Source organism: Pantoea sp. DY-15 (assembly GCF_019795935.1).
Lineage (GTDB): Bacteria > Pseudomonadota > Gammaproteobacteria > Enterobacterales > Enterobacteriaceae > Pantoea > Pantoea leporis.
This window is the reverse complement of record NZ_JAIMIF010000003.1, coordinates 509,316-535,432: the sequence shown is the minus strand read 5'-3', so window position 1 is coordinate 535,432 and position 26,117 is coordinate 509,316. Positions and strand designations below refer to the sequence as shown.

Annotated in this window: 23 protein-coding genes and 1 other annotated feature; of the genes, 15 read left to right on the top strand and 8 right to left on the bottom strand. The window is 45.0% G+C overall.

The window, feature by feature from the left end:
• Positions 1-43 precede the first annotated feature (43 nt).
• Positions 44-871 carry an SDR family oxidoreductase gene (locus K5Y32_RS15000; RefSeq protein ID WP_222184828.1) on the bottom strand — a complete coding sequence of 276 codons (828 nt, stop codon included), beginning with the start codon at positions 869-871 and terminating at the stop codon, positions 44-46.
• Between the two features lie 176 nt (positions 872-1,047).
• Between K5Y32_RS15000 and hisL the strand changes: the two genes are divergently transcribed.
• The 15 genes from hisL (at position 1,048) to K5Y32_RS14925 (ending at position 14,750) form a co-directional block, all read left to right on the top strand.
• A complete protein-coding gene (gene hisL / locus K5Y32_RS14995) occupies positions 1,048-1,095 on the top strand; it encodes a his operon leader peptide (protein WP_100396937.1) in 48 nt (15 codons plus the stop codon).
• Positions 1,071-1,192 (top strand) — a sequence feature (His leader region). It overlaps the preceding gene by 25 nt.
• A gap of 53 nt (positions 1,193-1,245) precedes the next feature.
• Positions 1,246-2,145, top strand: coding sequence for an ATP phosphoribosyltransferase (gene hisG / locus K5Y32_RS14990; protein ID WP_137386095.1), 900 nt, complete (start codon positions 1,246-1,248; stop codon positions 2,143-2,145).
• Between the two features lie 4 nt (positions 2,146-2,149).
• Positions 2,150-3,457, top strand: a complete 1,308-nt coding sequence (hisD, locus tag K5Y32_RS14985; RefSeq protein ID WP_222184826.1) for a histidinol dehydrogenase — start codon at positions 2,150-2,152, stop codon at positions 3,455-3,457.
• Positions 3,454-4,530, top strand: a complete 1,077-nt coding sequence (gene hisC / locus K5Y32_RS14980; protein WP_222184825.1) for a histidinol-phosphate transaminase — start codon at positions 3,454-3,456, stop codon at positions 4,528-4,530. Before hisD ends, hisC begins: the two co-directional genes overlap by 4 nt.
• Entirely contained in the window at positions 4,527-5,594 is a 1,068-nt protein-coding gene (hisB, locus tag K5Y32_RS14975) for a bifunctional histidinol-phosphatase/imidazoleglycerol-phosphate dehydratase HisB (protein WP_137386098.1), read from the top strand. Before hisC ends, hisB begins: the two co-directional genes overlap by 4 nt.
• Positions 5,594-6,184 carry an imidazole glycerol phosphate synthase subunit HisH gene (gene hisH / locus K5Y32_RS14970; protein ID WP_101763389.1) on the top strand — a complete coding sequence of 197 codons (591 nt, stop codon included), beginning with the start codon at positions 5,594-5,596 and terminating at the stop codon, positions 6,182-6,184. Before hisB ends, hisH begins: the two co-directional genes overlap by 1 nt.
• Positions 6,184-6,921: a 1-(5-phosphoribosyl)-5-[(5-phosphoribosylamino)methylideneamino]imidazole-4-carboxamide isomerase gene (gene hisA, locus K5Y32_RS14965; protein WP_101763388.1), complete on the top strand. Its 738-nt coding sequence runs from the start codon at positions 6,184-6,186 to the stop codon at positions 6,919-6,921. The genes hisH and hisA overlap by 1 nt, the downstream gene beginning before the upstream one ends.
• Positions 6,903-7,679 (top strand): imidazole glycerol phosphate synthase subunit HisF, encoded by a 777-nt coding sequence (gene hisF, locus K5Y32_RS14960; RefSeq protein ID WP_222184823.1) that lies wholly within the window; start codon positions 6,903-6,905, stop codon positions 7,677-7,679. Before hisA ends, hisF begins: the two co-directional genes overlap by 19 nt.
• A complete protein-coding gene (gene hisIE, locus K5Y32_RS14955) occupies positions 7,673-8,284 on the top strand; it encodes a bifunctional phosphoribosyl-AMP cyclohydrolase/phosphoribosyl-ATP diphosphatase HisIE (protein ID WP_101763386.1) in 612 nt (203 codons plus the stop codon). Before hisF ends, hisIE begins: the two co-directional genes overlap by 7 nt.
• A gap of 88 nt (positions 8,285-8,372) precedes the next feature.
• The gene (locus K5Y32_RS14950) at positions 8,373-8,849 is read left to right on the top strand and encodes a YbaK/prolyl-tRNA synthetase associated domain-containing protein (RefSeq protein WP_222184821.1); all 477 of its coding nucleotides are present in this window, start codon (positions 8,373-8,375) and stop codon (positions 8,847-8,849) included.
• 66 nt (positions 8,850-8,915) lie between these two features.
• On the top strand, positions 8,916-9,713 hold the full coding sequence (locus K5Y32_RS14945) for an ABC transporter substrate-binding protein (RefSeq protein WP_222184820.1): 798 nt from the start codon (positions 8,916-8,918) through the stop codon (positions 9,711-9,713).
• Between the two features lie 112 nt (positions 9,714-9,825).
• On the top strand, positions 9,826-10,941 hold the full coding sequence (locus K5Y32_RS14940) for a succinylglutamate desuccinylase/aspartoacylase family protein (RefSeq protein ID WP_222184818.1): 1,116 nt from the start codon (positions 9,826-9,828) through the stop codon (positions 10,939-10,941).
• A gap of 32 nt (positions 10,942-10,973) precedes the next feature.
• Positions 10,974-12,443 carry a UbiA family prenyltransferase gene (locus tag K5Y32_RS14935; protein WP_222184816.1) on the top strand — a complete coding sequence of 490 codons (1,470 nt, stop codon included), beginning with the start codon at positions 10,974-10,976 and terminating at the stop codon, positions 12,441-12,443.
• On the top strand, positions 12,440-12,778 hold the full coding sequence (locus K5Y32_RS14930; RefSeq protein ID WP_222184806.1) for an EamA family transporter: 339 nt from the start codon (positions 12,440-12,442) through the stop codon (positions 12,776-12,778). Before K5Y32_RS14935 ends, K5Y32_RS14930 begins: the two co-directional genes overlap by 4 nt.
• 4 nt (positions 12,779-12,782) lie before the next feature.
• A complete protein-coding gene (locus K5Y32_RS14925; protein WP_222184805.1) occupies positions 12,783-14,750 on the top strand; it encodes a hypothetical protein in 1,968 nt (655 codons plus the stop codon).
• 122 nt (positions 14,751-14,872) lie between these two features.
• On the opposite strand, the gene gndA is transcribed toward K5Y32_RS14925, so the two are convergent.
• The 7 genes from gndA to K5Y32_RS14890 form a co-directional block, all read right to left on the bottom strand.
• Positions 14,873-16,282: an NADP-dependent phosphogluconate dehydrogenase gene (gene gndA, locus K5Y32_RS14920; protein ID WP_222184803.1), complete on the bottom strand. Its 1,410-nt coding sequence runs from the start codon at positions 16,280-16,282 to the stop codon at positions 14,873-14,875.
• A gap of 134 nt (positions 16,283-16,416) precedes the next feature.
• Positions 16,417-17,532, bottom strand: a complete 1,116-nt coding sequence (locus tag K5Y32_RS14915; protein ID WP_255602664.1) for a glycosyltransferase family 4 protein — start codon at positions 17,530-17,532, stop codon at positions 16,417-16,419.
• On the bottom strand, positions 17,529-18,695 hold the full coding sequence (locus K5Y32_RS14910; protein WP_222184801.1) for a glycosyltransferase family 1 protein: 1,167 nt from the start codon (positions 18,693-18,695) through the stop codon (positions 17,529-17,531). The genes K5Y32_RS14915 and K5Y32_RS14910 overlap by 4 nt, the downstream gene beginning before the upstream one ends.
• Entirely contained in the window at positions 18,677-19,570 is an 894-nt protein-coding gene (locus K5Y32_RS14905) for a GDP-mannose 4,6-dehydratase (RefSeq protein WP_222184799.1), read from the bottom strand. The genes K5Y32_RS14910 and K5Y32_RS14905 overlap by 19 nt, the downstream gene beginning before the upstream one ends.
• 1 nt (position 19,571) lies before the next feature.
• The gene (gene gmd / locus K5Y32_RS14900; protein ID WP_222184797.1) at positions 19,572-20,606 is read right to left on the bottom strand and encodes a GDP-mannose 4,6-dehydratase; all 1,035 of its coding nucleotides are present in this window, start codon (positions 20,604-20,606) and stop codon (positions 19,572-19,574) included.
• Positions 20,607-20,620: 14 nt separating this feature from the next.
• Positions 20,621-24,349, bottom strand: coding sequence for a glycosyltransferase (locus tag K5Y32_RS14895; RefSeq protein ID WP_222184788.1), 3,729 nt, complete (start codon positions 24,347-24,349; stop codon positions 20,621-20,623).
• Positions 24,349-26,073, bottom strand: coding sequence for a hypothetical protein (locus K5Y32_RS14890; protein WP_222184786.1), 1,725 nt, complete (start codon positions 26,071-26,073; stop codon positions 24,349-24,351). Before K5Y32_RS14890 ends, K5Y32_RS14895 begins: the two co-directional genes overlap by 1 nt.
• Positions 26,074-26,117: the final 44 nt, after the last annotated feature.

The window sequence follows — 26,117 nt, the reverse complement described above, 5'->3', positions numbered from 1 at the left end:
ATTCCCTCGCCCGCCTGCGGGAGAGGATTAGGTTGAGGAGAAATTACTCCAGCGGCATTTTCATCGGGTCATCATACGTATACTCAAACCCCAGCTCACTCGCGATCTTCGAGCCATCAATCACCTTGCCGTTAGAACGCTCGGGCTCAGCGACAAACGTCGGCGGTTCAAGCCCCAACTGCTTCGAAACGCTAGGATAAAAACTGTCGCGCGACGGATGTTTAGAGGCACACAAATTGTAAACACGCCCGCCTTTCGGGGTTTGCAACAGCAGCACAATCGCATCGACCACATCATCTAGATGCACCAGATTGACCGCATGACCGCCGTTTTCCAGCCCGGTTTTACCGGCAAGGAAACGCCCCGGATGACGATTCGGCCCCACTAATCCCGCCAGACGCACAATGTCCACGCTGGTGCCGGGCAAATCGTGCAGCCAATTTTCCAGCTCCACCAACGTCTTGCCGGCGACGGTTTCCGGCTGCAGCGGACTGCTCTCTTTCATTACACCCTCACCGCTGCCGTACACTGAGGTTGAGCTGGTGAAAATAATGCGCGGCACTTTCTTCGCCAGCGCGGTATCCACCACGTTCTGCACCGCCTGCATGTAATCTTCACCGCCTTTCACCGTGCGGCTGGCAGGCAAAGTCACCACCAGCGCATCGACTGCCATCAGCGTATCTAACTCTTCGGCTTCACACTCCAGTTCGGGGGTTAGCACCAGCTGGAAGGCTTCAATGCCACAGCGGCGTGCGGCGTCCACGCCATCCGGCGAGGTTTTACTGCCGGTGACCTGCCAGCCGCGTGCCGTTAGCGCCATCGCCAGCGGCATACCCAGCCATCCCAGACCTACAATCGCGACCTTTTTCATATCGACTCCTGCTATGGGCTCACACTTCATCTTAGTGCGGGTAGATGTGCCAAACCAGCGCAAACTGTTTCGGGAGATTCCGGAAATTGACGGTTAAAAAAGGGTTGCCAATTGTCACCATCTTCGTTAGGTTATTCAGCACGCAAATGAATACTCATTCAGCAACGGAATTTACTATGACACGCGTTCAGTTCAACCACCATCATCACCATCACCCTGACTAGTCTTTCAGGCGATGTGTGCTGGGAGACGATTAGGATCTTCCAGTGGTGCGAACGCAAAGAGAGCCCCCGGAAGATCATCTTCCGGGGGTTTTTTTATGGGCGAACGCCAACCAACACGTTCAGACAGGATTGAATAAGAGGACAGGAACCATGTTAGATAACACCCGTATTCGCATAGCTATGCAGAAATCTGGCCGTTTAAGTGATGAATCACGCGAACTGCTGGCACGCTGCGGTATCAAAATTAACCTTCAGCAGCAGCGTCTGATTGCGTTTGCGGAGAACATGCCGATCGACATCCTGCGTGTGCGCGATGACGATATCCCTGGCCTGGTAATGGATGGCGTGGTCGATCTCGGTATCGTCGGTGAAAACGTGCTGGAAGAGGAGCTGCTGAATCGCCGTGCTCAGGGCGAAGATCCGCGTTACTTCACGCTGCGTCGTCTGGATTTCGGCGGTTGTCGCCTGTCGCTGGCGATGCCGGTTGATGAAGAGTACACCGGCCCGCAATGCCTGAATAACGCCCGCATCGCCACCTCTTATCCACACCTGCTGAAGAAATACCTCGATAAACAAGGCATCGCCTTTAAATCCTGCCTGCTGAACGGATCGGTTGAAGTTGCTCCTCGCGCGGGTTTGGCCGATGCGATTTGTGACCTGGTTTCAACCGGCGCCACGCTTGAAGCCAACGGCCTGCGCGAAGTGGAAGTGATCTACCGCTCTAAAGCGGTGCTGATCCAGCGCGACGGCGAACTGCCGGCCGCCAAGCAAGAGCTGGTCGACAAAATGATGACGCGTATTCAGGGCGTAATTAAAGCGCGTGAATCCAAGTACATCATGCTGCACGCGCCAAGCGAGCGCCTGGATGAGGTGATTGCGTTACTGCCGGGTGCTGAGCGTCCAACCGTGCTGCCGCTGGCCGGCGATGTGAGCCGCGTGGCGATGCACATGGTGAGCAGCGAAACGCTGTTCTGGGAAACCATGGAAAAGCTGAAGTCGCTGGGTGCCAGCTCGATCCTCGTGCTGCCAATTGAAAAAATGTTGGAGTAATACGATGAGCACGCTGATGACACCCATTGATTGGCAGCAATGCAGCGCAGAGCAGCAGCAAGCGCTGCTGATGCGTCCGGCGATTTCGGCTTCAGAAACTATCAGCCAGATCGTGCGCGACGTATTAGTGCAAGTGAAAGAGAGTGGCGATGCGGCGCTGCGTGAATTTAGCGCACGCTTCGATAAAGCGCAGGTGGATAACCTGCGCGTCAGCGCCGAAGAGATGCAAGCGGCCAGCGATCGTCTGAGCGACACGCTGAAGCAGGCGATGGCCGTGGCCGTGAGTAATATCGAGACCTTCCACAACGCGCAGATTCTGGCGGAAGTGGATGTGGAAACTCAGCCTGGCGTGCGCTGCCAGCAGATTACCCGTCCGGTGAAATCGGTGGGTTTGTACATTCCTGGCGGTTCCGCCCCGCTGTTCTCAACCGTATTGATGCTGGCGACACCGGCACGCATCGCCGGTTGCGGTCGCGTGGTGCTGTGCTCGCCGCCGCCAATTGCCGATGAAATTCTTTACGCGGCACAGCTGTGTGGCGTGAAAGAGGTGTTTCAGGTGGGCGGTTCACAAGCCATTGCCGCCCTCGCCTTCGGCACCGAAACCGTGCCGAAAGTGGACAAAATTTTTGGCCCTGGCAACGCCTACGTCACCGAAGCCAAACGTCAGGTTAGCCAGCGTTTAGATGGCGCGGCAATTGATATGCCAGCCGGTCCATCGGAAGTGCTGGTGATCGCCGACGAAGGCGCCACGCCCGCGTTCGTGGCATCTGATTTGCTGTCGCAGGCGGAACACGGCCCGGATTCGCAGGTCATTCTCCTGACGCCGTCGCTGCAACTGGCCGAAGGCGTGGCGCAAGCGGTTGAAGAGCAACTGGCGCAGCTGCCGCGTGCGGCTACCGCGCGTCAGGCGTTAGCGAGCAGCCGCCTGATTGTGCTGCGCGATTTGGATCAGTGCATCGAGATCTCCAACCTGTACGGCCCGGAGCACCTGATCATTCAGACGCGCCAGCCGCGCGATCTGGTCGAAAGCATCACCAGCGCCGGTTCGGTATTCCTTGGCGACTGGTCCCCGGAATCGGCGGGCGATTACGCGTCCGGCACTAACCACGTGCTGCCGACCTACGGCTACACCGCGACCTGTTCCAGCCTTGGCCTGGCCGATTTCCAGAAACGTATGACGGTGCAAGAGCTGACGCCGCAAGGCTTCCTCAATCTTGCCGCGACGATTGAAACGCTGGCCGCCGCCGAGCAGCTGGAAGCCCACAAAAATGCCGTTACCCTGCGTGTTGCCGCGCTGAAGGAGCAAGCATGAGCCTGAATATTGAAGAGTTAGCGCGCGCTAACGTGCGAGCGCTGACGCCGTATCAATCGGCGCGTCGTCTGGGTGGTAACGGTGATGTGTGGCTGAATGCCAACGAATTCCCGCTGCCGGTGCCGTTTGAGCTGTCGCAGCAGACGCTGAATCGCTATCCGGAATGCCAGCCAAAGATTGTCATTGAGCGCTACGCCGCTTACGCCGGTTTGACGCCGGAGCAGGTTCTGGTGAGCCGCGGTGCGGATGAAGGTATCGAACTGCTGATGCGCGCGTTTTGTGAGCCGGGAAAAGATGCGATTCTGTTCTGCCCGCCAACCTACGGCATGTACAGCGTCAGCGCCGAAACCATCGGCATTGAATACCGCACCGTAGCGGCACTTGATGACTGGCAGCTGAATCTGCCGGCGATTGCTGACCAGCTCGACGGCGTAAAAGTCGTCTATATGTGCAGCCCGAATAATCCGACCGGCAACCTGATCAATCAGGATGACATCCGCTCGCTGCTGGCGATGACCGCCGGTAAAGCGCTGGTAGTGGCCGATGAAGCCTATATCGAGTTCTGCCCGGACGCGACGCTGGCGGGCTGGCTGCAGGAATATCCGCACTTAGTGATTCTGCGCACGCTGTCCAAAGCCTTTGCGCTGGCCGGTTTGCGCTGCGGCTTCACCCTCGCGAACAAGCCGGTGATCGATCTGCTGATGAAGGTGATTGCGCCCTATCCGCTGGCGACGCCGGTGGCGGATGTGGCTGGACAAGCGCTGAGCGAGCAAGGCATTGCGCTCATGCGTCAACACGTTGCCGAGTTGAACGCCAATCGTGCCTGGCTGTTTGAGAAGTTGCCGCAGATAAGCGTGGTGCAGCAGGTGTTCCCGAGTGAAACCAACTATATTCTGGCGCGCTTCACTGATTCGCCAAAAGTGTTTAAAACGCTGTGGGATCAAGGCATTATTCTGCGCGACCAAAACAAAAACCCCGGCCTTGCGGGATGCCTGCGCATCTCTATCGGCACCCGTGAAGAGTGCGAGCGCCTGATCGCCGCGCTGCAAGCCTTATCAGTGGAGCAAGCATGAGTCAGAAAATCCTTTTTATCGACCGCGACGGCACCATCATCTCTGAGCCACCCACCGATTATCAGGTGGATCGCATGGAGAAGCTGGCGTTTGAGAAGAATGCCATTCCGGCGCTGCTGGCGTTGCAGGCAGCGGGCTATCAGCTGGTGATGATCACCAATCAGGATGGCCTCGGCACCGACAGCTTCCCGCAGGCCGATTTTGACGGCCCGCACAACCTGATGATGCAGATTCTCCGCTCACAAGGCGTGAATTTCAGCGACATCCTGATCTGCCCGCATATGCCGGAAGATAACTGCGATTGCCGCAAGCCGAAGACCAAAATGGTGGAAGCCTGGCTGGCCGCCGGTGCGCTCGATACCGCCAACAGCTACGTGATTGGCGATCGTCTGACCGATATTCAGCTGGCGCAGAACATGGGCATTCAGGGCCTGCGTTACGGCGCGGAAGGCGAAGATTGGGATGCGATTCAGGCGCGCCTGACCAAACGCGATCGTTACGCGCTGGTGCAACGCAACACCAAAGAGACGCAGATTAAAGTCGAAGTGTGGCTGGATCGTGAAGGCGGCAGCAAAATTAACACCGGCGTCGGCTTCTTTGATCACATGCTGGACCAGATTGCGGTGCACGGCGGCTTCCGCATGAACATCGATGTGAAAGGCGATCTCTACATCGACGATCACCACACCGTGGAAGATACCGGCCTGGCGCTCGGCGAAGCGCTGCTGAAAGCGCTCGGCGACAAACGTGGCATCGGCCGTTTCGGCTTTGTGCTGCCAATGGATGAGTGCCTGGCACGCTGCGCGCTGGATATCTCCGGCCGTCCGCACATCGAATTCAAAGCCGAGTTCAGCTACCAGCGCGTCGGCGATCTCAGCACCGAGATGGTCGAGCACTTCTTCAGCTCCCTCTCCTACGCGATGATGAGCACGCTGCACCTGAAAACCAAAGGCCGTAACGATCACCATCGTGTTGAAAGCCTGTTCAAAGCCTTTGGCCGCACGCTGCGCCAGGCGATTCGCGTGGAAGGCAACACCTTGCCGAGCTCGAAAGGAGTGCTGTGATGAACGTGGTGATCCTCGATACCGGCTGCGCCAACCTGTCGTCGGTGAAGTGGGCCATTGAGCGCCTCGGTTATACGCCGCAGGTGAGCCGCGACCCGGATGTGGTGCTGCATGCCGACAAGCTGCTGCTGCCCGGCGTGGGCACCGCGCAGGCGGCGATGAATCAGCTGCAGGAGCGCGATCTCATCGACTTAATCAAAGCCTGTACTCAGCCGGTGCTCGGTATTTGCCTCGGCATGCAGCTGCTCGGTCGCGGTAGCGATGAGAATGGCGGCGTCACCACGCTCGGCCTGGTTGATGAGCCCGTCACGCTGATGGACACGCAGGATTTACCGCTGCCGCACATGGGCTGGAACCAGATCACCGCTAAAGCCGGCCATCATCTGTTCCGCGACATTCCCGATGGCAGCTACTTCTACTTCGTGCACAGCTACGCCATGCCGGTGAATGCCGCCACCATCGCCCAGTGCGATTACGGCTATCCGTTCACCGCTGCCCTGCAAAAAGATAACTTCTTCGGCGTGCAGTTTCACCCGGAGCGTTCGGGCAAAGCCGGCGCGCAGCTGCTGAAAAATTTCCTGGAGATGTGATGATTATCCCCGCATTAGATTTAATCGACGGCAAAGTGGTGCGCCTGCATCAGGGCGACTATGGCCAGCAGCGCGATTACGGTAGCGATCCGCTGCCGCGCTTACAGGATTACCAACGCCAGGGCGCTGAAGTGTTGCATCTGGTGGATTTGACCGGCGCGAAAGATCCAGCCAAACGTCAGATTCCCCTGCTCACCACCTTACTGCGCGGCGTGACCGTGCCGGTGCAGGTCGGCGGCGGCATCCGCCATCGCGATGACGTGGCGGCGCTGCTGGCAGCGGGTGCCACGCGCGTGGTGGTCGGTTCCACCGCGGTGAAGCAACCGGAAGAAGTCAAAAGCTGGTTTAACGAGTTTGGCGCCGACGCCATCGTGCTGGCATTAGATGTGCGCATTGATGCCAACAACCGCAAAGAGGTGGCGATCAGCGGCTGGCAGGAAGCGGCGGGCGTGACGCTGGAAGAGGTGATTGGCTGGTATCAGCCGGTTGGCCTCAGGCATGTGCTGTGCACTGACATTTCGCGCGACGGTACGCTGAGCGGATCCAACGTCGCGCTGTATAAAGAAGTGTCTGCGGCCTTCCCGGACATCGCCTTCCAGTCTTCAGGCGGCATCGGTTCGCTGGATGACATCGCGGCGTTACGCGGCAGCGGCGCACAGGGCGTGATCGTTGGTCGCGCGTTACTGGAAGATAAATTCACGGTGGCGGAGGCAATCGCATGCTGGCAAAACGGATAATTCCTTGTCTCGATGTGCGTGACGGGCAAGTGGTGAAAGGCGTTCAGTTCCGCAACCACGAAATCATCGGCAACATCGTGCCGCTGGCGCAGCGCTATGCGCAGGAAGGCGCGGACGAGCTGGTATTCTACGATATCACCGCCTCATCAGATGGCCGCGTCGTGGACAAAAGCTGGGTGTCGCGCGTGGCGGAAGTGATCGATATTCCTTTCTGCGTGGCGGGAGGCATTAAGAGCGAAGAAGACGCGGCGCGCATTCTGCAGTTTGGTGCCGACAAGATTTCCATCAACTCGCCAGCATTAGCCGATCCGACGCTGATTACGCGCCTGGCCGATCGTTTTGGCGTGCAGTGCATCGTAGTGGGCATCGATACCTGGTTTGACGAAGTGAGCGGCAAATATCACGTCAATCAGTACACCGGCGACGAAGCGCGCACCAAAGTGACCACGTGGGAAACTCTGGATTGGGTACAGGAAGTGCAGAAGCTGGGCGCGGGTGAAATCGTACTCAACATGATGAACCAGGATGGCGTGCGTAACGGCTACGATCTGGTGCAGCTGAAGAAAGTGCGCGATATCTGCAAAGTGCCGCTGATCGCCTCCGGCGGCGCAGGCACGATGCCGCACTTCCTCGACGCCTTTGAGCAGGCGAACGTCGATGGCGCGCTGGCGGCTTCGGTGTTTCACAAACAAATTATCAATATCGGCGAGTTGAAAAACTTCCTGATCGACAACGGTGTGGAGATTCGCGCGTGTTAACTGCAGAACAACTGGCCAGGCTGGATTGGGTCAAAACCGCGGGCATGATGCCCGTTATCGTCCAGCACAACGTTTCCGGCGAAGTGCTGATGCACGGTTATATGAACGAAGAGGCGCTGCAAAAAACCCTCAGCGAGGGCAACGTCACCTTCTTCTCACGCACCAAAAACCGTTTATGGACCAAAGGCGAAACCTCGGGCCACTTCCTGCAAGTGGCGAGCATTACGCCGGACTGCGACAACGACACGCTGCTGGTGCTGGCCAATCCGATTGGCCCAACCTGCCATCTCGGCACTTCCAGCTGCTTCTCACCGGCTGCGCCAGACTGGACGTTCCTCTATCAGCTCGAGCAACTGCTGGCGTCACGCAAAAGCGCCGATCCGGAGAGTTCGTACACCGCGAAGCTTTATGCCAGCGGCACCAAGCGCATCGCGCAGAAAGTGGGTGAAGAAGGAGTGGAAACGGCGTTGGCGGCAACGGTTAACGATCGTCACGAGTTGACGAATGAAGCTTCGGATCTGCTTTATCACCTGATGGTGCTGCTGCAGGATCAGGAGCTGGATTTGAGCACCATCATCAATAATCTGCGCGCACGTCATAAATAACGTTTCGTAGGGTCGCCATTCATGGCGACCAATGTTCCAGGTGCGCATAAATGCGCACCCTACGCTATTCATCAGCATGGAAAACGCCATGACCACCCATGAAAAACTGCTCGCCCTGCTCGACCAGCATCAGGCGCGCTATCGCGTGATGGAGCATGAAGCGACCGGCAAATGTGAAGCGGTGGCGGCGATTCGTGGCACAGAAGTGGGGCAAGGCGCGAAGGCGCTGGTGTGTCATGTGAAAGGCAACGGTATCAAGCAGCATGTGCTGGCGGTGCTGCCTGCCGATCAGCAAGCGGATCTCAGCAAGGTTGCTGCAGCGGTTGGCGGTCGACGCGCGTCGCTGGCCTCGCCTGCGGAAGTGGATACGCTGACCGGCTGCGTGTTCGGTGCTATTCCGCCGTTTAGCTTCCATCCTGATTTACAGCTGGTGGTCGATCCGCTGCTGTTTGAACGTTATGACGAAATCGCCTTTAATGCCGGATTGCTGGAGCAATCGGTGGTGCTGAATGTTACGGATTATCAGGCGCTGCATAATGGTAACGTGATGAAAATAATCCTCTAATTGCCTTGCCTGGCGCTGAGCGGTACTCTTTCTGACTCAACATCACATCAAAAGAAGACCGATATTATGGCAAGTTCTCGTTTAACCGCCCGCCTGCGTCACACGCTGGCGCTGGCTGTGCTGGCAGGTTGCGCGTTTGGCGCACAGGCAAAAATTGATCAGGTGCGTTTCGCAGTGGATCCCACCTATCCTCCTTTCGAATCCAAAACGCCACAGGGCAAACTGGTCGGTTTTGATATCGATTTCGGTAATGCGCTGTGCCAGCAGATGCAGGCCAAATGCGTGTGGGTGGAGAGCCAGTTCGATGGCATGATCCCGGCGCTGAAAGCGCGTAAGTTCGACGCCATCTTGTCTGATATGGGTATCACCGAAGAACGTCTGAAGCAGATTGATTTCACCGTGCCGCTGTACGACACCCATACGCAGCTGATTGCGCGTAAAGGTTCTGGCTTGCTGCCAACTGCTGAATCGCTAAAAGGCAAAACCGTGGGCGTTGAGCAAGGCACCGTGCAGGAGCGTTATGCGCTGGCAAAATGGCAGCCGCATGGCGTGCAGGTTGTACCTTATGGCGATCAGGCACAAGTTGAGAGCGATTTGATTTCGGGTCGTCTTGATGTGGTGTTTACCGATGCTGCTCAAGCCGCCAATGGTTTCCTGAAACATCCGCAGGGCAAAGATTTCGAATTGGCCGGCCCGATTGTGCAGGATCCGATTATCGGTCCGGGCACCGCGATTGGCCTGCGTAAAGGCGACACCGAACTGAAAACCGCACTGGATAACGCGTTTGCCGAACTGAAGAAGAACGGCACTTTCGATAAAATTCAGAAACAGTACTTCGCGACGGACATCTCCATTCAGCAGTAATCTTTTGGGCGGCTTTTTTGCCGCCCTTTTTGCACTCAGCACTATAATTCCATCAGAAAATGCATCTGGCGTCGCTGAAAGCGTGCCATGAATAAAGGACATCGATAGCGTTATGCAACAACAACATCATCCTCTATTAAGCGCCTCGCTGGGCACGCAACGCGAAATTGTTAGCTTCCACTTCGGTACGGATTCACAGCAACGCGTCTACATTCAGGCTGCGCTGCACGGCGATGAGCTGCCGGGCATGGCGGTGGCGTGGTACTTGAAACAGAAACTGCTGGCGCTGGAATCTGCTGGACAACTCAAAGCCAAAATCACATTGGTGCCGGTGGGCAATCCTTTAGCCATGGGACAGCATTGGCATGGTAGCCATTTGGGGCGTTTCCATACGTTATCAGGACAAGACTTTAACCGCCGCTTCCCGGCATTGGGTGAAGCCTTAGTTGAAGAACTCGCTGGCTCACTGACACAAAGTGAATACGAAAATAAACGCCTGATCAGGGAAGCGATTGATCGCCATTATCGTGACCGCATTGCCCGCACCGAACTGGATGCCCAGCGCTTTACGCTGATGCGTATGGCGAGCCAGGCCGATTTGATGATTGATTTGCATTGCGACTGGGATGCGCTGCCGCATCTCTATACCACGCCGCACGCTTGGCCGGATATTGAACCGCTGGCGCGTTGGTTAGGTAGTGAAGTGCAGTTGCTGGCGCAAATTTCTGGTGGTGAACCGTTTGATGAGGCTTGCTGTGAGCCGTGGCTGACGCTGGCAGAACGCTTTGGTGATGAGTATCCAATGCCGCGCGGCTTGCTGCCGGTGACGCTGGAACTGCGTGGTGTGGCGGATGTATCGCCTGAGATGGCGGAGAAAGATGCCGACGCGATTATCAATGCGCTGATTGAGGGCGGATATATTGCCGGTGAAGTGGGTGAATCCCCTGCCCTGATTCATCCAGCAACGGCGCTGGCGGGATGTGAGTATATTTATGCCCCCCACTCAGGTCTACTGCTCAACCGTCGGAAATTAGGTGATCGGATTAAAGCCGGCGAAGTGGTTGCTGAAGTAGTCGATCCCATCACCGACCAAGTCACACCGATGGTTGCAGAATTTGGTGGGGTGCTGTATGCAAGGAACTTGATGAAATTCGTCACAACCGGGGGGCTTGTGGTACGTCTTGCGGGGGAAAATGCAGACAGGAGTGGCGATTTGCTGGTTGGGTAAACTATGGAAACATTGAGCATTGTCCTAAATAAATGTTACTATTTGCTCCTGTCTATGATTTAAAAAAATTTGATATGAAAAATGTAGATTCTCCGCTCTGTATTGATCTTGATGGCACTTTAGTTCGTACGGATACTTTAGTTGAAACTGCGGTCTTGTTAGTCAAGAAAAATCCATTCTACGTATTTAGTATTCTTCTATGGTTACTAAAAGGTAAAACTGTCCTTAAATATGAAATCGCCTCACGAGTAAAACTAAATGCATCAACATTGCCTTATAATGAAAAAGTCATTGATTATGCGATTACGGAGAAAAGTAAAGGAAGAGAACTTTGGTTGGTTACTGCTGCAAATGAGTTAATTGCTAATCCCATAGCTCAACATATTGGTATTTTTGATAAAGTCCTTGCTAGTGATGTAACAATAAACCTCTCAGCCAGTAAAAAAGCAAAAAAGCTTGTCAAAGAAATTGGTGAAAAGAATTTCGACTATATGGGGAATTCTAAGGATGATCTAAAAGTATGGGAGCATGCACGTAATGCTATAATTGTAGATCTTCCTGAGAAATACGAGTGTGAAGTAAGTTCACCAATAGCTGAAAAAATTCAATCACCAAAACCCTCAATAAAAATATGGTTGAAACAGTTGCGTGTACACCAGTGGGCTAAAAATGCGCTAATATTTGTCCCATTTATTGCAGCTCATCAATTTTCCAATATAAATGGATTACTCTTATGTATTTTAGCATTCATTACTTTTTCACTGTGCGCATCAAGTGTTTATATTTTAAATGATCTTTTAGATCTAGAAGCTGACAGGAAACACAGCAAGAAAAGATTTAGGCCATTAGCATCAGGGAACATATCACTTATCAAAGGAACATTAGCTACCACGCTACTCTTAGCTGGCACGTTGCTATTATGCTTAATCTTACCAATAGAATTTATCAGTATTTTAGTGATTTATTATGTATTAACTTTGCTTTATTCTTTCTGGCTTAAAAAATTAATGGTTTTTGATGTAGCGACCTTGTCACTACTTTACTCCATCAGAATTCTGGCAGGAGGAGCTGCTTCCGGTATAATTTTATCAAACTGGTTAATAAGCTTTTCTATGTTTTTATTTTTTAGCCTTGCAATTATAAAGCGAGTTGTTGAATTAAGAAGCGCAGTTGATTTAAATAAAAAAATTGCTGGCCGTGGCTATACTCCATCCGACCTTCCCATACTTGTATCAGCAGGTATATCTGCCGGGTACATATCTATACTCGTTTTCACTTTGTATATTGAAAGTGTTAGGCAAACATCAGCACTTGCAAATTATGAAATTTTATACTTTATATCGCCGTTGTTATTTATTTGGCTTACCCGAATATGGCTTTTAACATGGCGAGATGAAATGCATGATGACCCTGTTGCTTTTGCATTAAAAGATCTGCCAAGTAAAATTATTGGATTGATAATCATAGTTATATTTATTTTTTCAGCGGGCACACTCAATTGAATAACATTAGCCTATTACTTTTATTTTTAAGCGCAACATTTAGCGCACTAGCAAGTGTTGCGATAAAATATTCTGACCGTATTTTTAAATTTCAAATCTTTGAAAATATTCTGATAAGTAAAATCCCTGCGATTTTTCTTTACGGAGCTGGTTTTATTTTATATTCAATAGCTTTGAAATACGCGTCTGTCTCAAAAGCCTATCCAATAATGGTTTCATTCGCAGTACTGCAACTGATTGCTTTAGGTGGATATTTTGGTGAGGAACTCAATGCTAAAATTTTCATCGGTGCAGCGCTCATCATACTTGGCATATTTATCATCAACTACAAATAATTTTATGACTAATAAAAAACTGATTTCAGCCTTAGTGTTTTTAATTATCCTTCCTTTGCTGTTCTTTTATTTTGCCAAAAAAAATTATCCTATAACTGGCGATGGCAAAGAGTATATTCTAATGTCACAAGGCATAAGCAGCCACTTATCTCCTGAGTTGACTCAAAATGATGCTTCGAATGTTTTGCATTATTTTAAAAAGTCGGATGCTAATTTCAATGATCCCTTTTTTGAGTGTGCTACTGAAAGGGTGTGTATTGAAAAAAATATTAAAAATCATGCTTATTTTGAATCAAAGAGTGGTGATTATTATTCTTGGCACTTTTTTGGCTACTCAGCCATTAACGCTCCAGCATACTTTTTTTATCAAAAACTAGGAAAGTCACCAACTGTATCATTTGCTTTTACGAACAGTGTATTTATTTTATTAGCCATAATCCTTATAATAGTTAAACTTAAGGAGAGTTATTTTTACAAAATAATACTAATAATGACAACGTTAACTCCGACAACGTTTAAATATCTGAATTGGAACCATCCGGAGTCAATTACCTTTAGCTCCATTATAATCGCACTAATATATTTTAAAGAAAAAAAACCCATAACATCTTCACTTATATTTGCTGCTTGCTCAATGCAAAACCCACCACTTGCATTTGCAGCTGTAATTATTTTTATCTATTCAGTTAAAATTGACATGGGTTTTGGTCAGAAGTTGAAAGATAGCATACTTAGACTATCCCCATCATTTATAAAGCATTTGTTTTTTGGCGCATTAATGTCAGCCATTATTTTGATGCCGAGTATTTTTTACTATCATAAATACGGAATAAGTAATTTAATAGTAGCCAATGGTTATTCAGATAAAAGCTTAATTTCTTTAAATCGTCTATGGGAGTTTTATTTCGATTTAAACCAAGGTATGATTCTGCTCGTGCCATTTTCTTTGATTGCATTGTTACTATTAGTCTTTAATATTCCCAAAATCAATAGAAGTGAGAGTTTACAATTATCATTTTTATTCCTTTTTATTAGTATAATTACCGCTATTCCCTGCTTAACAACACCTAATTGGAATCCCGGTGGCTCGGATGTTCTAAGATACGTTTATTGGAATTCAGTGTTTATAGTTTTTTCATTTGCCGAATTGATAAATTCATACACTAAAGAATCTTCAAAAAGGATTTTATTATCTCTGTATGTATTATCGCATCTAATAGTTTTATTGATGATCAACCAGACCAAATGGTTTGCACGTGATTCATCACAATTATCATTACCTGCAAAATTTATGATTGAAAATCACCCAAGATTTTATAACCCAACAAATGAAATAATCGTTGAGCGCTCAATAAATTCTGAGATTAATGCAAGGGATTATTTCAAAAAAGGAAAAAGCCTGATGGTTATAAAAGATGGCAATCTCGTAAAGGAAATGGGTAATTCTTCACAAACTGTGCCAACTTGCGTTTTTAGAAGTGTTTCAATCGTGGAAAATATTCTTTATAAAAACATTGCAGCTGGCTGTTTATTATTCAGAGATAAAATATCTGGAGTAATACCTTACCCGTTACCTACAGCATCTTTGCTATCGCCTATCAATTTTAACTTGGAGAATTTAAACTATAGCATTGGCTGGAGTGTGGTTGAGAACGGATTTCGCTGGAGCGATGGTGATGAATCTTATATTCCATTTGATTTTGACTTCAACTCACCAATGCCTAGCCAATTAAAATTGAATGGTTTTTTATATCAAGATGACACTGAAGTGAGCATTTTATTAAATGGCAATAAGATATTTGACGGTAAACTTGATTTGATTAAAGGCTCATTAAAACTACCAATATCAAAAGGCTCATTATTCAAGAAAAACAACATTTTAAAAATTATTTGGAAAAACCCAGCCAAACCAAATAATGGTGATTTTCGACACATTAGCTTTGCTTTCAAAAGTTTAGAATTTTTACAGTAAAATTGCTTCTTGAGCCCTAAAAAATTCTTCAGGCTCATAAGATTTTATTAGATACTTGTTTTCATTGGTGCCATTAATTATATAAAAACGCTCCCTAAGGAGCGTTTTTAATTACACGAAAATTAATCTAGCCACTCTGTATGGAACACACCGTCTTTATCAATACGCTTATAAGTATGCGCACCGAAGTAATCACGCTGAGCCTGGATCAGGTTAGCTGGCAAAACTTCTGAGCGATAACTGTCGTAATAGGCAATTGCCGCAGAGAAGGTTGGCGTTGGTATACCATTCTGGATTGCATATGAAACAACATCACGCAGTGCCTGCTGATATTCGTCTGCAATATTCTTGAAGTACGGATCTAGTAGAAGGTTTGCAATGTTTGCATCTGTTGCATACGCATCGGTGATTTTCTGCAAGAACTGAGCGCGGATGATGCAACCAGCACGGAAGATCTTAGCAATCTCACCATAATGCAGGTCCCAGTTATTCTCTTCTGATGCAGCACGCAACTGAGAGAAGCCTTGAGCATAAGAAACAATTTTACCCAAATACAGAGCGCGACGAACTTTCTCAACAAACTCAGTTTTATCACCAGTAAAGGCTTTAGCTTGCGGGCCACTGAGAACTTTAGAAGCTGCGACACGTTGAGACTTAAGCGAAGACAAGTAACGTGCAAATACTGATTCAGTGATCAGCGACAGAGGTTCACCAAGATCCAGTGAACTCTGGCTGGTCCATTTACCGGTCCCTTTGTTCGCCGCTTCATCCAAGATTACATCAACCAAATATTTACCGTCTTCATCTTTCTTAGTGAAGATGTCTTTGGTGATATCAATAAGGTAGCTGCTCAGCTCACCATTGTTCCATTCAGTGAAGGTTTTAGCCAACTCTTCATTGTTCAGACCTAACGCACCTTTCAGCAAAGCATAAGCTTCAGCAATCAGCTGCATATCGCCGTATTCGATGCCATTGTGCACCATCTTCACGTAATGACCAGCGCCATTCGGGCCGATGTAGGCAACACAGGCTTCACCATCTTCCGCACGTGCAGCAATTTCATCAAGGATTGGTGCAACCAGCTCGTAAGCCTCTTTCTGACCGCCCGGCATGATTGAAGGGCCTTTCAATGCGCCCTCTTCACCACCTGAAACACCGGTGCCGATAAAGTTGAAACCTTGATCTGACAGCTCTTTGTTACGACGGATGGTGTCTTTATAGAAGGTGTTACCGCCATCGATAAGGATATCGCCCTTGTCCAAGTGAGGAGTAAGGGATGCGATAGTTTTATCAGTCGCTTCACCTGCTTGTACCATCAATAGAATACGACGTGGTTTTTCCAATGATTCAACAAACTCTTCAACAGTATAAAAAGGAGCGAGTTTCTTACCTTGGTTCTCAGCGATGACTTCATCAGTCTTTTCACGCGAACGGTTGAAGATAGAAACAGTGTAACCGCGGCTCTCAATGTTAAGAGCCAGATTACGGCCCATAACTGCCATACCTACAACGCCGATCTGTTGCTTGGACATTACATACTCCTGTCAGTTGTCCCGCATGGTGTTACCAGTAACACCACCCTATAAGTGACCAATATGTTAACTCAGGATAGCCAATAAAGGGTAATGATTGGTGCGGTGATGGAATGAAATAATCTTAAAATTAACTACTTATTTAACAGGGAATTATAGAGATTTGTGTAACTTTCAATCATCCGATCTGCTGTGAACAAAGCTTCAAAACGCTCATATGCGGCTTTGCCGTAGATTTGGGCTTGCGATGGATTGTTCCAGATGGAATCCATTGCGGCCCGCAGTGCGGCAGGATTTGAAGGCGGTACGACCAATCCAGTCAACTTATCTATATTGATATAGGTAGTTCCCGTACCGATTTCACTCGAAATAAGAGGCTTGGAATACAGTGCTCCTTCGAGTAAGGAAATACCAAACGCTTCTGACCGTAAATGAGAAGGAAAAACCAAACAGGTGCAAAGTTGTAACAACGCCGACTTATCTTCATTTTCAAGCGCCCCTAAGAAGAAGATATTATTGACGCCCAATTGATCTGCTTGATATTTAAGTTCAGCTTCAATCGGGCCTGCACCAACAACAACTATCGGATAAACGCTATTTTGTGCGGCTTCGATAAGAATATGAAGCCCTTTGTAATATCTAAAAGTACCAACAAAAAGGAAAAAACCAGACCTAAAGCGTGCGCGCCACTTATCAAGCACAGCTGAAGAAGTATTTTGATAAAACTTCTTATCCAAACCATAGGGAATAACATCAACTTTATTTTTAAATTGTTGTAGTGTAGGACTGCTTTCCACATAATTTGGTGAAGCCGCTACTATTCGGTCAACACTCTTTAAAAAACCATTCATTAATGGAGAGTAAATTTTTAATAAAGACTTCTGCTTAACAATATCTGAATGGTAACTCACTACAGAAGGTTTTTTTATGCGCGATGCAAAATGCATAAAATCCATAAAAGGATAGGGAAAATGATAATGGATAATATCAGCGACAGCCGCAAGAGCTTTAAAGTCTCTAATGGCTTTAAATGAGAACGGCGTAGAAGCAAATTCACATAAAGTTTTAACTCGATAAATAGAGTGACTGTCTATTTTTTCGTTATTACTTGCACCATGGGGACTATGAGTGAAAACAGTAGACTCAATACCTGCCCTTCCCCCTCCCTCAGCAAGTTGATAGATAACCTGCTCAATACCGCCAAATGTGTCTGGATAATATGTTTTGTAGCAATGAAGAACTTTTATCATAAGGATTCAGCGACCTGCTTATAGGCTTCGATTGTCTTATCTGCACATAGTGACCAAGTGAATTGCTTTGCTCTGGCAAGCCCCGAATCTATCATTAACTGTCTTTTATCAATATCTTCAATCATCATTCTAAGATAAAAAGAGAGATTATCAACGTCTTGTGGATCATGTGTTAGTGCAGCATTACCAACGACTTCTGGTAAAGAACTCACGTTGGAACATATTACTGGCGTACCTGAAGCCATTGCTTCTAGCACAGGTAAACCAAAGCCTTCATAAATTGAAGGGAAAACGAAACTATTTGCAGCACTATATAATGCGGGAAGATCATTCCCCGGAACAAACCCGAGATATTTCAACCAACCCTCATTTTGCCCCTTACGAAACAATCTAAAAAGGTCCTCATTATCCCAGCCATTATAACCGCTAATAACTAAGGGGAAGTTTTTCTTTTCAATAGCTGACAAACTGTCATATGCTTTCAGCAGTGTTAATATGTTCTTCCGAGGTTCGATAGTCCCGGTATATAGAAAATAAGATTTCCATCTTAAATTATATTTGTTTAATATCGATTGCACTTCGCTTTCATTTCTTTGGTGAAAATCAGCGTTGCATGCCAATGGTGCAACCACAACTTTATCTTTATCAAGCCCAAAGTAATTTACCACTTCATTTTTCGTAAAGTGCGAATCTGTAATAAGCGCATTGGCATGTTTGACACTACTGATTAGCTCTTTCTGTAATAACTTAACACGACCGGCTGGATGAAATTGTGGCCAATGAAATACGGATAGGTCATGTATAGTCGCTACAGAACATTTAACCTTAGGCGGTAAATAATAGTTAGGGCTATGAAAAATTTGGTCTTTGAGTTTGCTTAACACTAATGATTTAGCATAAGGTACGGTCAACCGGTAGACTTCACTAGCTAATTTGCTCTTTTTAATTTGTTGCTTTATGGATTGTGCAGCTTTAGATGACTCTTCAGCAATAATTAACTTTTTACGTATACTAACGCCATGCAAATAAGTTAGTTTCAATTGATCTTTACGAAATTCAAGCTCTTTAGCAAGCTCAAAAGCGTATCGACCTATGCCTGTTAATGGATATCTAATGCAGTCTGTAGAAAAAATTATATTTAACTTTATATTTCCAGCATCCATTTTAATGTTTCTCTTAGTGGAATGTTTTCCTGCTGGTAATTTATTATACTGCTCAATAAACTAATATCACCACATAATTCTTTTATTTCATTGGGTCTTACGAAAGTGGGATTTACTACAATTTTAATTTCATGACCGGTAAGTTCTTCGCATATCTCAACAACTTCACGCAATGAATACATAACACCTGAAGCAACATTAATCGTTTTACCAAAAACATTACTCTGTAATAACAATGAGTATTTTTTTACTAAATCGCGAACATCTGTGAAATCACGCCATACATCTATATTACCTAACTCAATAAATTCCTTACGTTCACGAAAATGTTTGACAATCTTGGGAATAAGAAAATTTTCTGCCTGTCCAATTCCAGTGTAATTAAATGGTCTAACAATAATCAGCGGGAGCTTATCTTTGAACAACCAAGCCATATACTCCATAGCCAATTTACTAACCGCATAATCATTTGCTGGGTTGGCAGAAACATCTTCGCTCAGTTTTCCGGGTGTATTATTTCCATATACATTTGCACTGCTAGCTAATAATATCGCTTCGGGTTTTTTTGAAGTATCAGCCAAAGCAACCAGCAAATTACGCGTTCCCGATACATTAACATCATAAAAAGCATTTGGATTAGCGTGGCCAACGAATGCAATAGCTGCAAGATGAACCACTATGTCAGGTGAAATTGCATCTACAACTGCTTTAACCTGCAAATTGTCGGTAAGATCAACCTGAAAATATTTATCTGCATTATCTGAAGCTGAGCCTAGACCATATACATCATATCCGGCAGCGGATAATTCCGCTGCCATATAATGGCCCGTAAAGCCCTTGATGCCAGTGATCAATGCTTTTTTGCCATTTGTCATATTAGAATGAGAATCCTTGTTCGTTACGACGCATATCTTCTGCCACCATCATAGCGCAAAGTTCTTCTAACGTGGTTTTTGGTTCCCAGCCTAGAACATTTTTAGCTCGTTCTGGATCCCCAATCAGCAACTCCACTTCAGCAGGACGATAGAACTTAGGATTCACTTTTACAACAATCTTGCCCGTTGCCACGTCTACAGCAACTTCTTCTTCGTCTTTACCCTCGAAACGTAACTCGATGTTTGCAGCTTTAAACGCCATCGATACGAAATCACGTACAGTCTCGGTGCGGTTTGTTGCCAGTACAAAGGTGTCAGGGTGTTCGGCTTGCAGCATCAGCCACATACCTTCAACATATTCTTTTGCAAAACCCCAATCGCGCTTAGCATCCATATTGCCCAATTCAAGAACGTCAAGTTTTCCAAGCTTAATTTTAGCAACTGAATCAGTAATTTTACGCGTGACGAATTCTTGCCCACGCAGTGGAGATTCATGATTGAACAAGATTCCACTTGAAGCAAAAATGTTATAGCTTTCACGATAGTTGATCGTCATCCAGTGAGCATATAACTTAGCAACGCCATAAGGGCTGCGTGGGTAGAATGGCGTATCTTCTTTTTGCGGTATTGCTTGAACTTTACCGAACATTTCAGAGGTAGATGCCTGATAGAAACGGATCTGCGGATTTACAATACGGATAGCTTCAAGGAGGTTCACTGGCCCAATACCAGTAATTTCGGCAGTAGTTAGGGGTTGATCAAAAGAAACACCAACAAAACTCTGTGCTGCGAGGTTATAAACTTCTGTCGCTTTACTTTCCTGCAGCAAACGAATGCTGGATGAGAGATCGGTCAAATCATACTCGACTAAATGTAATTGAGGGTGATTTTTAATACCTAATTCTTCAATACGCCAGAAATTTACAGAGCTTGTGCGGCGGTAAGTACCATAAACATGGTAGCCTTTATTCAGTAAAAGCTCTGCAAGGTAGGCACCATCTTGTCCTGTAATACCTGTGATAACTGCGCTTTTCATTTAAAAATAACCTTTTAATCAATGAGTTTTGAAATTAGATTTTTAGCACTTTGTGACCAGCTCAACCAATTTATCGAAGATGAGCTAGGATGAGAATTTTTCTCATAAAGTATTGACCACGCCTTAACAGCATCAGCTAATGCTTCTGGGTGGTTAGACCTGAAGTAATACGCACCATCCCCTGCAACCTCACGCAGCACAGGGATGTCGCGTGATATAAGTGGTTTGTTATGCTGTGATGCCTCAATCAGAGGCAGTCCAAAACCTTCATCTTCGGATGGGTATAATAGGCAGTCGGCATTTTGATATAGTTTGCTTAATAATTCATCGCTAGCATTATCAAACCAGAATAATTTCTGATTTAAAAGCGGATGATTTTTAATCACATCAACCATTTCAGGTATGGTTCTGCGTGCATTATCAGGTAATCCTTTCCAACCTTCTTTGCCGACAATAACCAAATTAGATTCCGAACCTTCTTTCCAAAGTCTATCGAATGCCGCTATAGCTTGCAGGTGCCCTTTACGAGGTTCAAGGGTTCCAACCATTAAAAAAGAAAGATTCTCATTAATTTGATCAACCTTGTCAAGATCAAGGGATTCAATTCCTCCGGAAGGCAAAGTTGATGATATATCCGCACCGAGGTGAGAATAATCAAATTTCAATCTTGGATTTTGCAATTTTTTATCGAGAATATATTTTTTTACTTCGTGTACGACTGCATTTGTGTCGCACACAATTTGATCTGAATATCCAATAACTATGTCAAGCCATTTCGAAAAGCCATCATTACTCCCTGGAGGGAAGAAATGAGTTTTAGTTACTGGCAGGATATCATGAATTATAAATGCTATTTTTACATTTTGCTTTATTAATGACTCATAAAAACCACACATCTCAGCTTCGATGACTAAATCACAAGCTAATTCAGATGAAAGATAAATATCGCCATCATTAATATCAACGCATCTGTCCGGTCCTAAATAAGGAGTTATTCCCGGATAAAGCTTAGCCATGAAACTATTAGCTTCCCGCATTGCAAAATAATCATTTTCTTTTTGCAAATAAACAGGTGTAATATCAAAATTACTATCTGCTAATTGGATTAGCTCAATTAACAAGCAGCGAGTCACGCGTTCAATTCCGGTCCACAAATCAGAATTTTTGATTAATGAAACATCAAAATAAATTCTTTTTTTAGATTTGAGGCGTGGGAAGTTATTGGTAAGTAAGCCCGCGTAATGCGCATACTCCTTTTCATTCAAGTCTAGTTTTTCAATCACATTGTTTATAGTAACATTGACAGCGTTATAACCAGCTTCAATGTGATTAAAGCATGATTCTGCACTATTTGAAGGACTATGTATATCTTCGATAAATTGCATTGAAAGCTGGCCTAATTTCTTTCTCAATGTATCATCGAAAATTAAATTTTCTAAAGCCAACACAAGATCTTTAATATCAAACTGATCATTAAGCTTTATAAGCTTATCGTCAGGTAATTCAGCCATTGAACCATTAGCATTAACAATTGTAGCTAAACCATAGTTCATACAATCAAGGACCGCAGCCGAGGTTTCACCTCGCGATAAGGAACGAAGTTGCACACTTATGTCAGCTGCCGCCAAATATTGACAATACAGTAAATCTGACGCCCAACCAGTAACCTCAACAACCGATCCAAGTTTTAATTTATCAATTAATGATTCAATAGTTATTTTATAATCACCACCTAATTCGCCAACAAACACCATCTTTATTTTTTTATTTCCATTTTTTAATGATATTGCTAGGGCTTCAATTAAAGTGTGGTTTAGTTTTGATTGATCGAGAAGACCAAAAGAACAAATTAAAATTGTATCATCATCAATATTTAATACTTTACGCGCATTTTTTTTATCACGGGATAAAGGTGCTGCGCGTAATAATGGAATACGTTCCCAATCAAGGAACATACTGTTTTTATACCATTTTCTCGCTAGATGCTTTGCATGATCCGAGTGGACTATTACAGCAATGGCATTGCTCAAAACGTTAAAGTTTGATGGGTAGTGAATCATTATTTGTTCATCATCATTTATTTCAGCCCTTTCAATTAAGGCTTTATAACCATGAGATGATATCAATTGCTCACACCACTTACGTTCTAAGCCAGCATGGGTTTCTTTGTAGCGATAATAGTTACTAAGGTAGAAATCATGCATACAAACAACACCGGGATAAATCTCAAGGATCTCATGCATATAATCATGAAATACTGAATTCCCCATTTGGTAAAGAATGCGCTCGTAGCCATGGGCATTATCTAAAAACTCTTTTTTAGTAATAATTGAGTAATTATCATTGTTACGGAAATCAGATTGTGTCTCATCAATTACCACATCAATTTTATAATACTTAGATAATGCTGGTAACAACTCTTCGCTATAAAGGGCAATTCCAGAGCGAGCTGGGCTTAACGGTGTAAAAAATGCTAATCTTTTTTTAGCATTGCTTGTTGTATTCTTTGTAAAAATCGGATTTTCTTTTGCTACTTTTTCAAGAGTGCTAAGCGCGACCTCTGCAGAGGTATCCCAAGAAAATGCTTGAGCGCGAGACAACCCTTTATCTTTAAGATCTTGGTACAGAATTTCATCTGTCAGAACATTGAGAATTTTCTCTTTAATATCTGAGATATTAAATGGATCAAATAAAGCTTCATCATTACCAATCACTTCTGGCAAGCTGGTATTGCCTGCACCAATTACCACGGCACCACAAGCTAATGCTTCAAGCGCTGGCAAGCCAAAACCTTCATGTTTGCTAGGGAACACAAATATCTTACAAAGGTTATATAACTTGACTAGTTCCTCATCTGATACGTAGCCAGTTATAATCATTGACATATGTTCTAATTTGTATTTTTTAGCATGATAAAATAAATTATCGATGTCAAATTGTGATAGCTTTCCTGCTAACAAGAAATCATATTTATTTCGAATTTCTGCAGGTAACTCACTTAACGCCTTTAGCAGTGCTGGAAGATTTTTGCGCTCATCAGCCCCACCCGAATACATAATATAGGGCTTACTAATATTAAACTTCATCTTTAATGAATCAATTTCAGAGGCACTCAAATCAATAACTCTGAAAATATCATCACATGCTGTTGAAATGTTAACGATGTCATCAGCTTTATCTTTGAAATATTCTTCACCCTCTTGCTTCGAAAAAGCAGAAATGGATAATAATTTTTTACATACTTTCAAATATGCAATCTTTTCAAGATAAAATTTTTTATAGTTCGGATTAGGGTCTAAATATTGCTCAGGATTATGTAATGGTATTAGATCATATAACGTTGTCACAATAGGAGTGGTCTTATCAAATTTACCAACACTTAATACACTGTCGTCCTGATAACCTTCAAACATAGCGGGAATATAAATGACGTCAGGCTTATGGCTTTTGAAAAACGCCTCTCTGATTATTTTTGCATTATTATTATTATGGTGGTTTGAAATTTGTTCATAAGCACAAGGACCTGCAGGATGCCAGAATTTTAATGAAGATCGTCCCACTAAAGGCGTGAATTCATTCACTAGGTCCCTAGCGGGAAACGCACCATTAGCTATCAAAATGATTTCATGGTCTTTACTTATTGCTAACTTAATCAGAGACTTGATAATTGCACGTGTATAACGACCTATTCCTCGAAATCGACTCTCTGATTGTAATCCTTGCATATCAATAGCTATGCGCATCACTCGTTCCCTCTTTGCTTTTTGAGCATTTTGATCTTTTTCATATTGATCAAAGTGTCTCTGGAGTTATCATTTTCATCCCTGACACTGACCACTGACGATTTGTTGTTATTCACCCCGTGTAAATAGAGTGATTTTAACTTACCATACAGACCGGATTTCTTTGCAACAAATACTACAAGCTTTCTAACTTGATAATTCGAGAGTGATTTTTTTGCTACTGCTATTATTAACCTCATTATTTTTTGTCTGACTTGGATAGGCTTACACCATTTTATCTTTAAACTATTTATTGATCGTAACGGTTTGGTAAGTCGCCATGACTTACTATCGTAAACTTTACTCAGCACATGTTGGTGGTACCACAACTGATCTGCTAATTCTTTGTTTTTGCTTTTTATCTCTAAAATTTCATTTTTGATTATTAACAATTCAGCATTGCTGTTAAATGCTTTCAATTCTTCATTTTTCTTTTCAATATTTGCATTGAGCTTTTTTTCAATATCTTTAAATTGCAAACTTAAATTTCTAAAATAGATACTTTCTAAATCAGTAGCCATTTCAGAAATCTTAATGTTACTTTTTTTCCAGCCATGTTTAGATTCAGCATAGAAAAACAAATGTTTCTCAGCAATGTTATCTTCACCTGGGAAAGTAATACGCCAGTCATAGTATTCTTTATTGAATAAAAAATCGAACGGAACTAAATAATTCAGCAATGCAAATCGTAGTTTTTCAATAAATAAATCGTCATATTTATTTATGAAGGCAAACGGTGAATCACCGATAATTTCACTTGGTTTTCCCCAAAGCATCGCTTCGAGACCCATGCTTGAATTAATTGTTATAATCTTTCGACATAAAGCAATAAATTCCTGAGGTGTGTAATTTTCACTTCCAGTAACTATATCTTTGTATTCAACGCGCCCAAAAGGATGTTGTCTAATTAATACATCGTTATACTTACTTTTCGAATAATTGATGAGTTCTGTATTATCAAAACCATTGCTAAATGCAATTATATTTGAGTCATCTTCAACCTGAAGAGGTACACCGATTTCATACTCATCAAAATTTCGAATAGGTTTAACATCTTTTAAAAAAAGACTTAAGAGTGCGGTTCGTCCTAACTTTGAATAGTTATCTTCAGCAGATTTGTAATTTTCATATCGGCTCGCCGACTCAGTATTTCCATTTACACCACTAAAGTCAAAATAACAGGTTGGTAGATAAGTCGGCCCCCTTAAAGGCCCCATCTCATTGTGGATGACAGGAATATTGTATTTTTTTGCAATCGCTTTAATTGAGGGGCAGTTCGACCATAAAACTATCGCTTTGACATCACAATCATTACGTATTTCTTGCAATTGTTCTTCAAAAAGCTTCATGAGTGGTTCATATTCTCTAGTTAGAATATGTTCCCATACAATATTTTTAGATTTCACTTCCTGTTCAAGTGTTGAAAATACTTCATTAGTCCAAAGAATTTTATCAAGATTTTTCAACTCATCATCAGTAGGTAATGATGAATTGAAGTCCTGCAACCAATTATTAGGTATGTGAGATGGTACAGATTGGAAGATTTTTTCATGCCCAATATGCAAGGCATCATCACTTGGGAAGCGTTTAACACTCAAGTAAAATGCGGTCAGAAATGTTTCATAGGAATATTTGACATCATACGGAAGCCAAAAGAATAGATACTTTGATTTCTTACTTACCATTACTGACGTTAGCCTCGAGTTATTAATATTTTTCCATATATGAA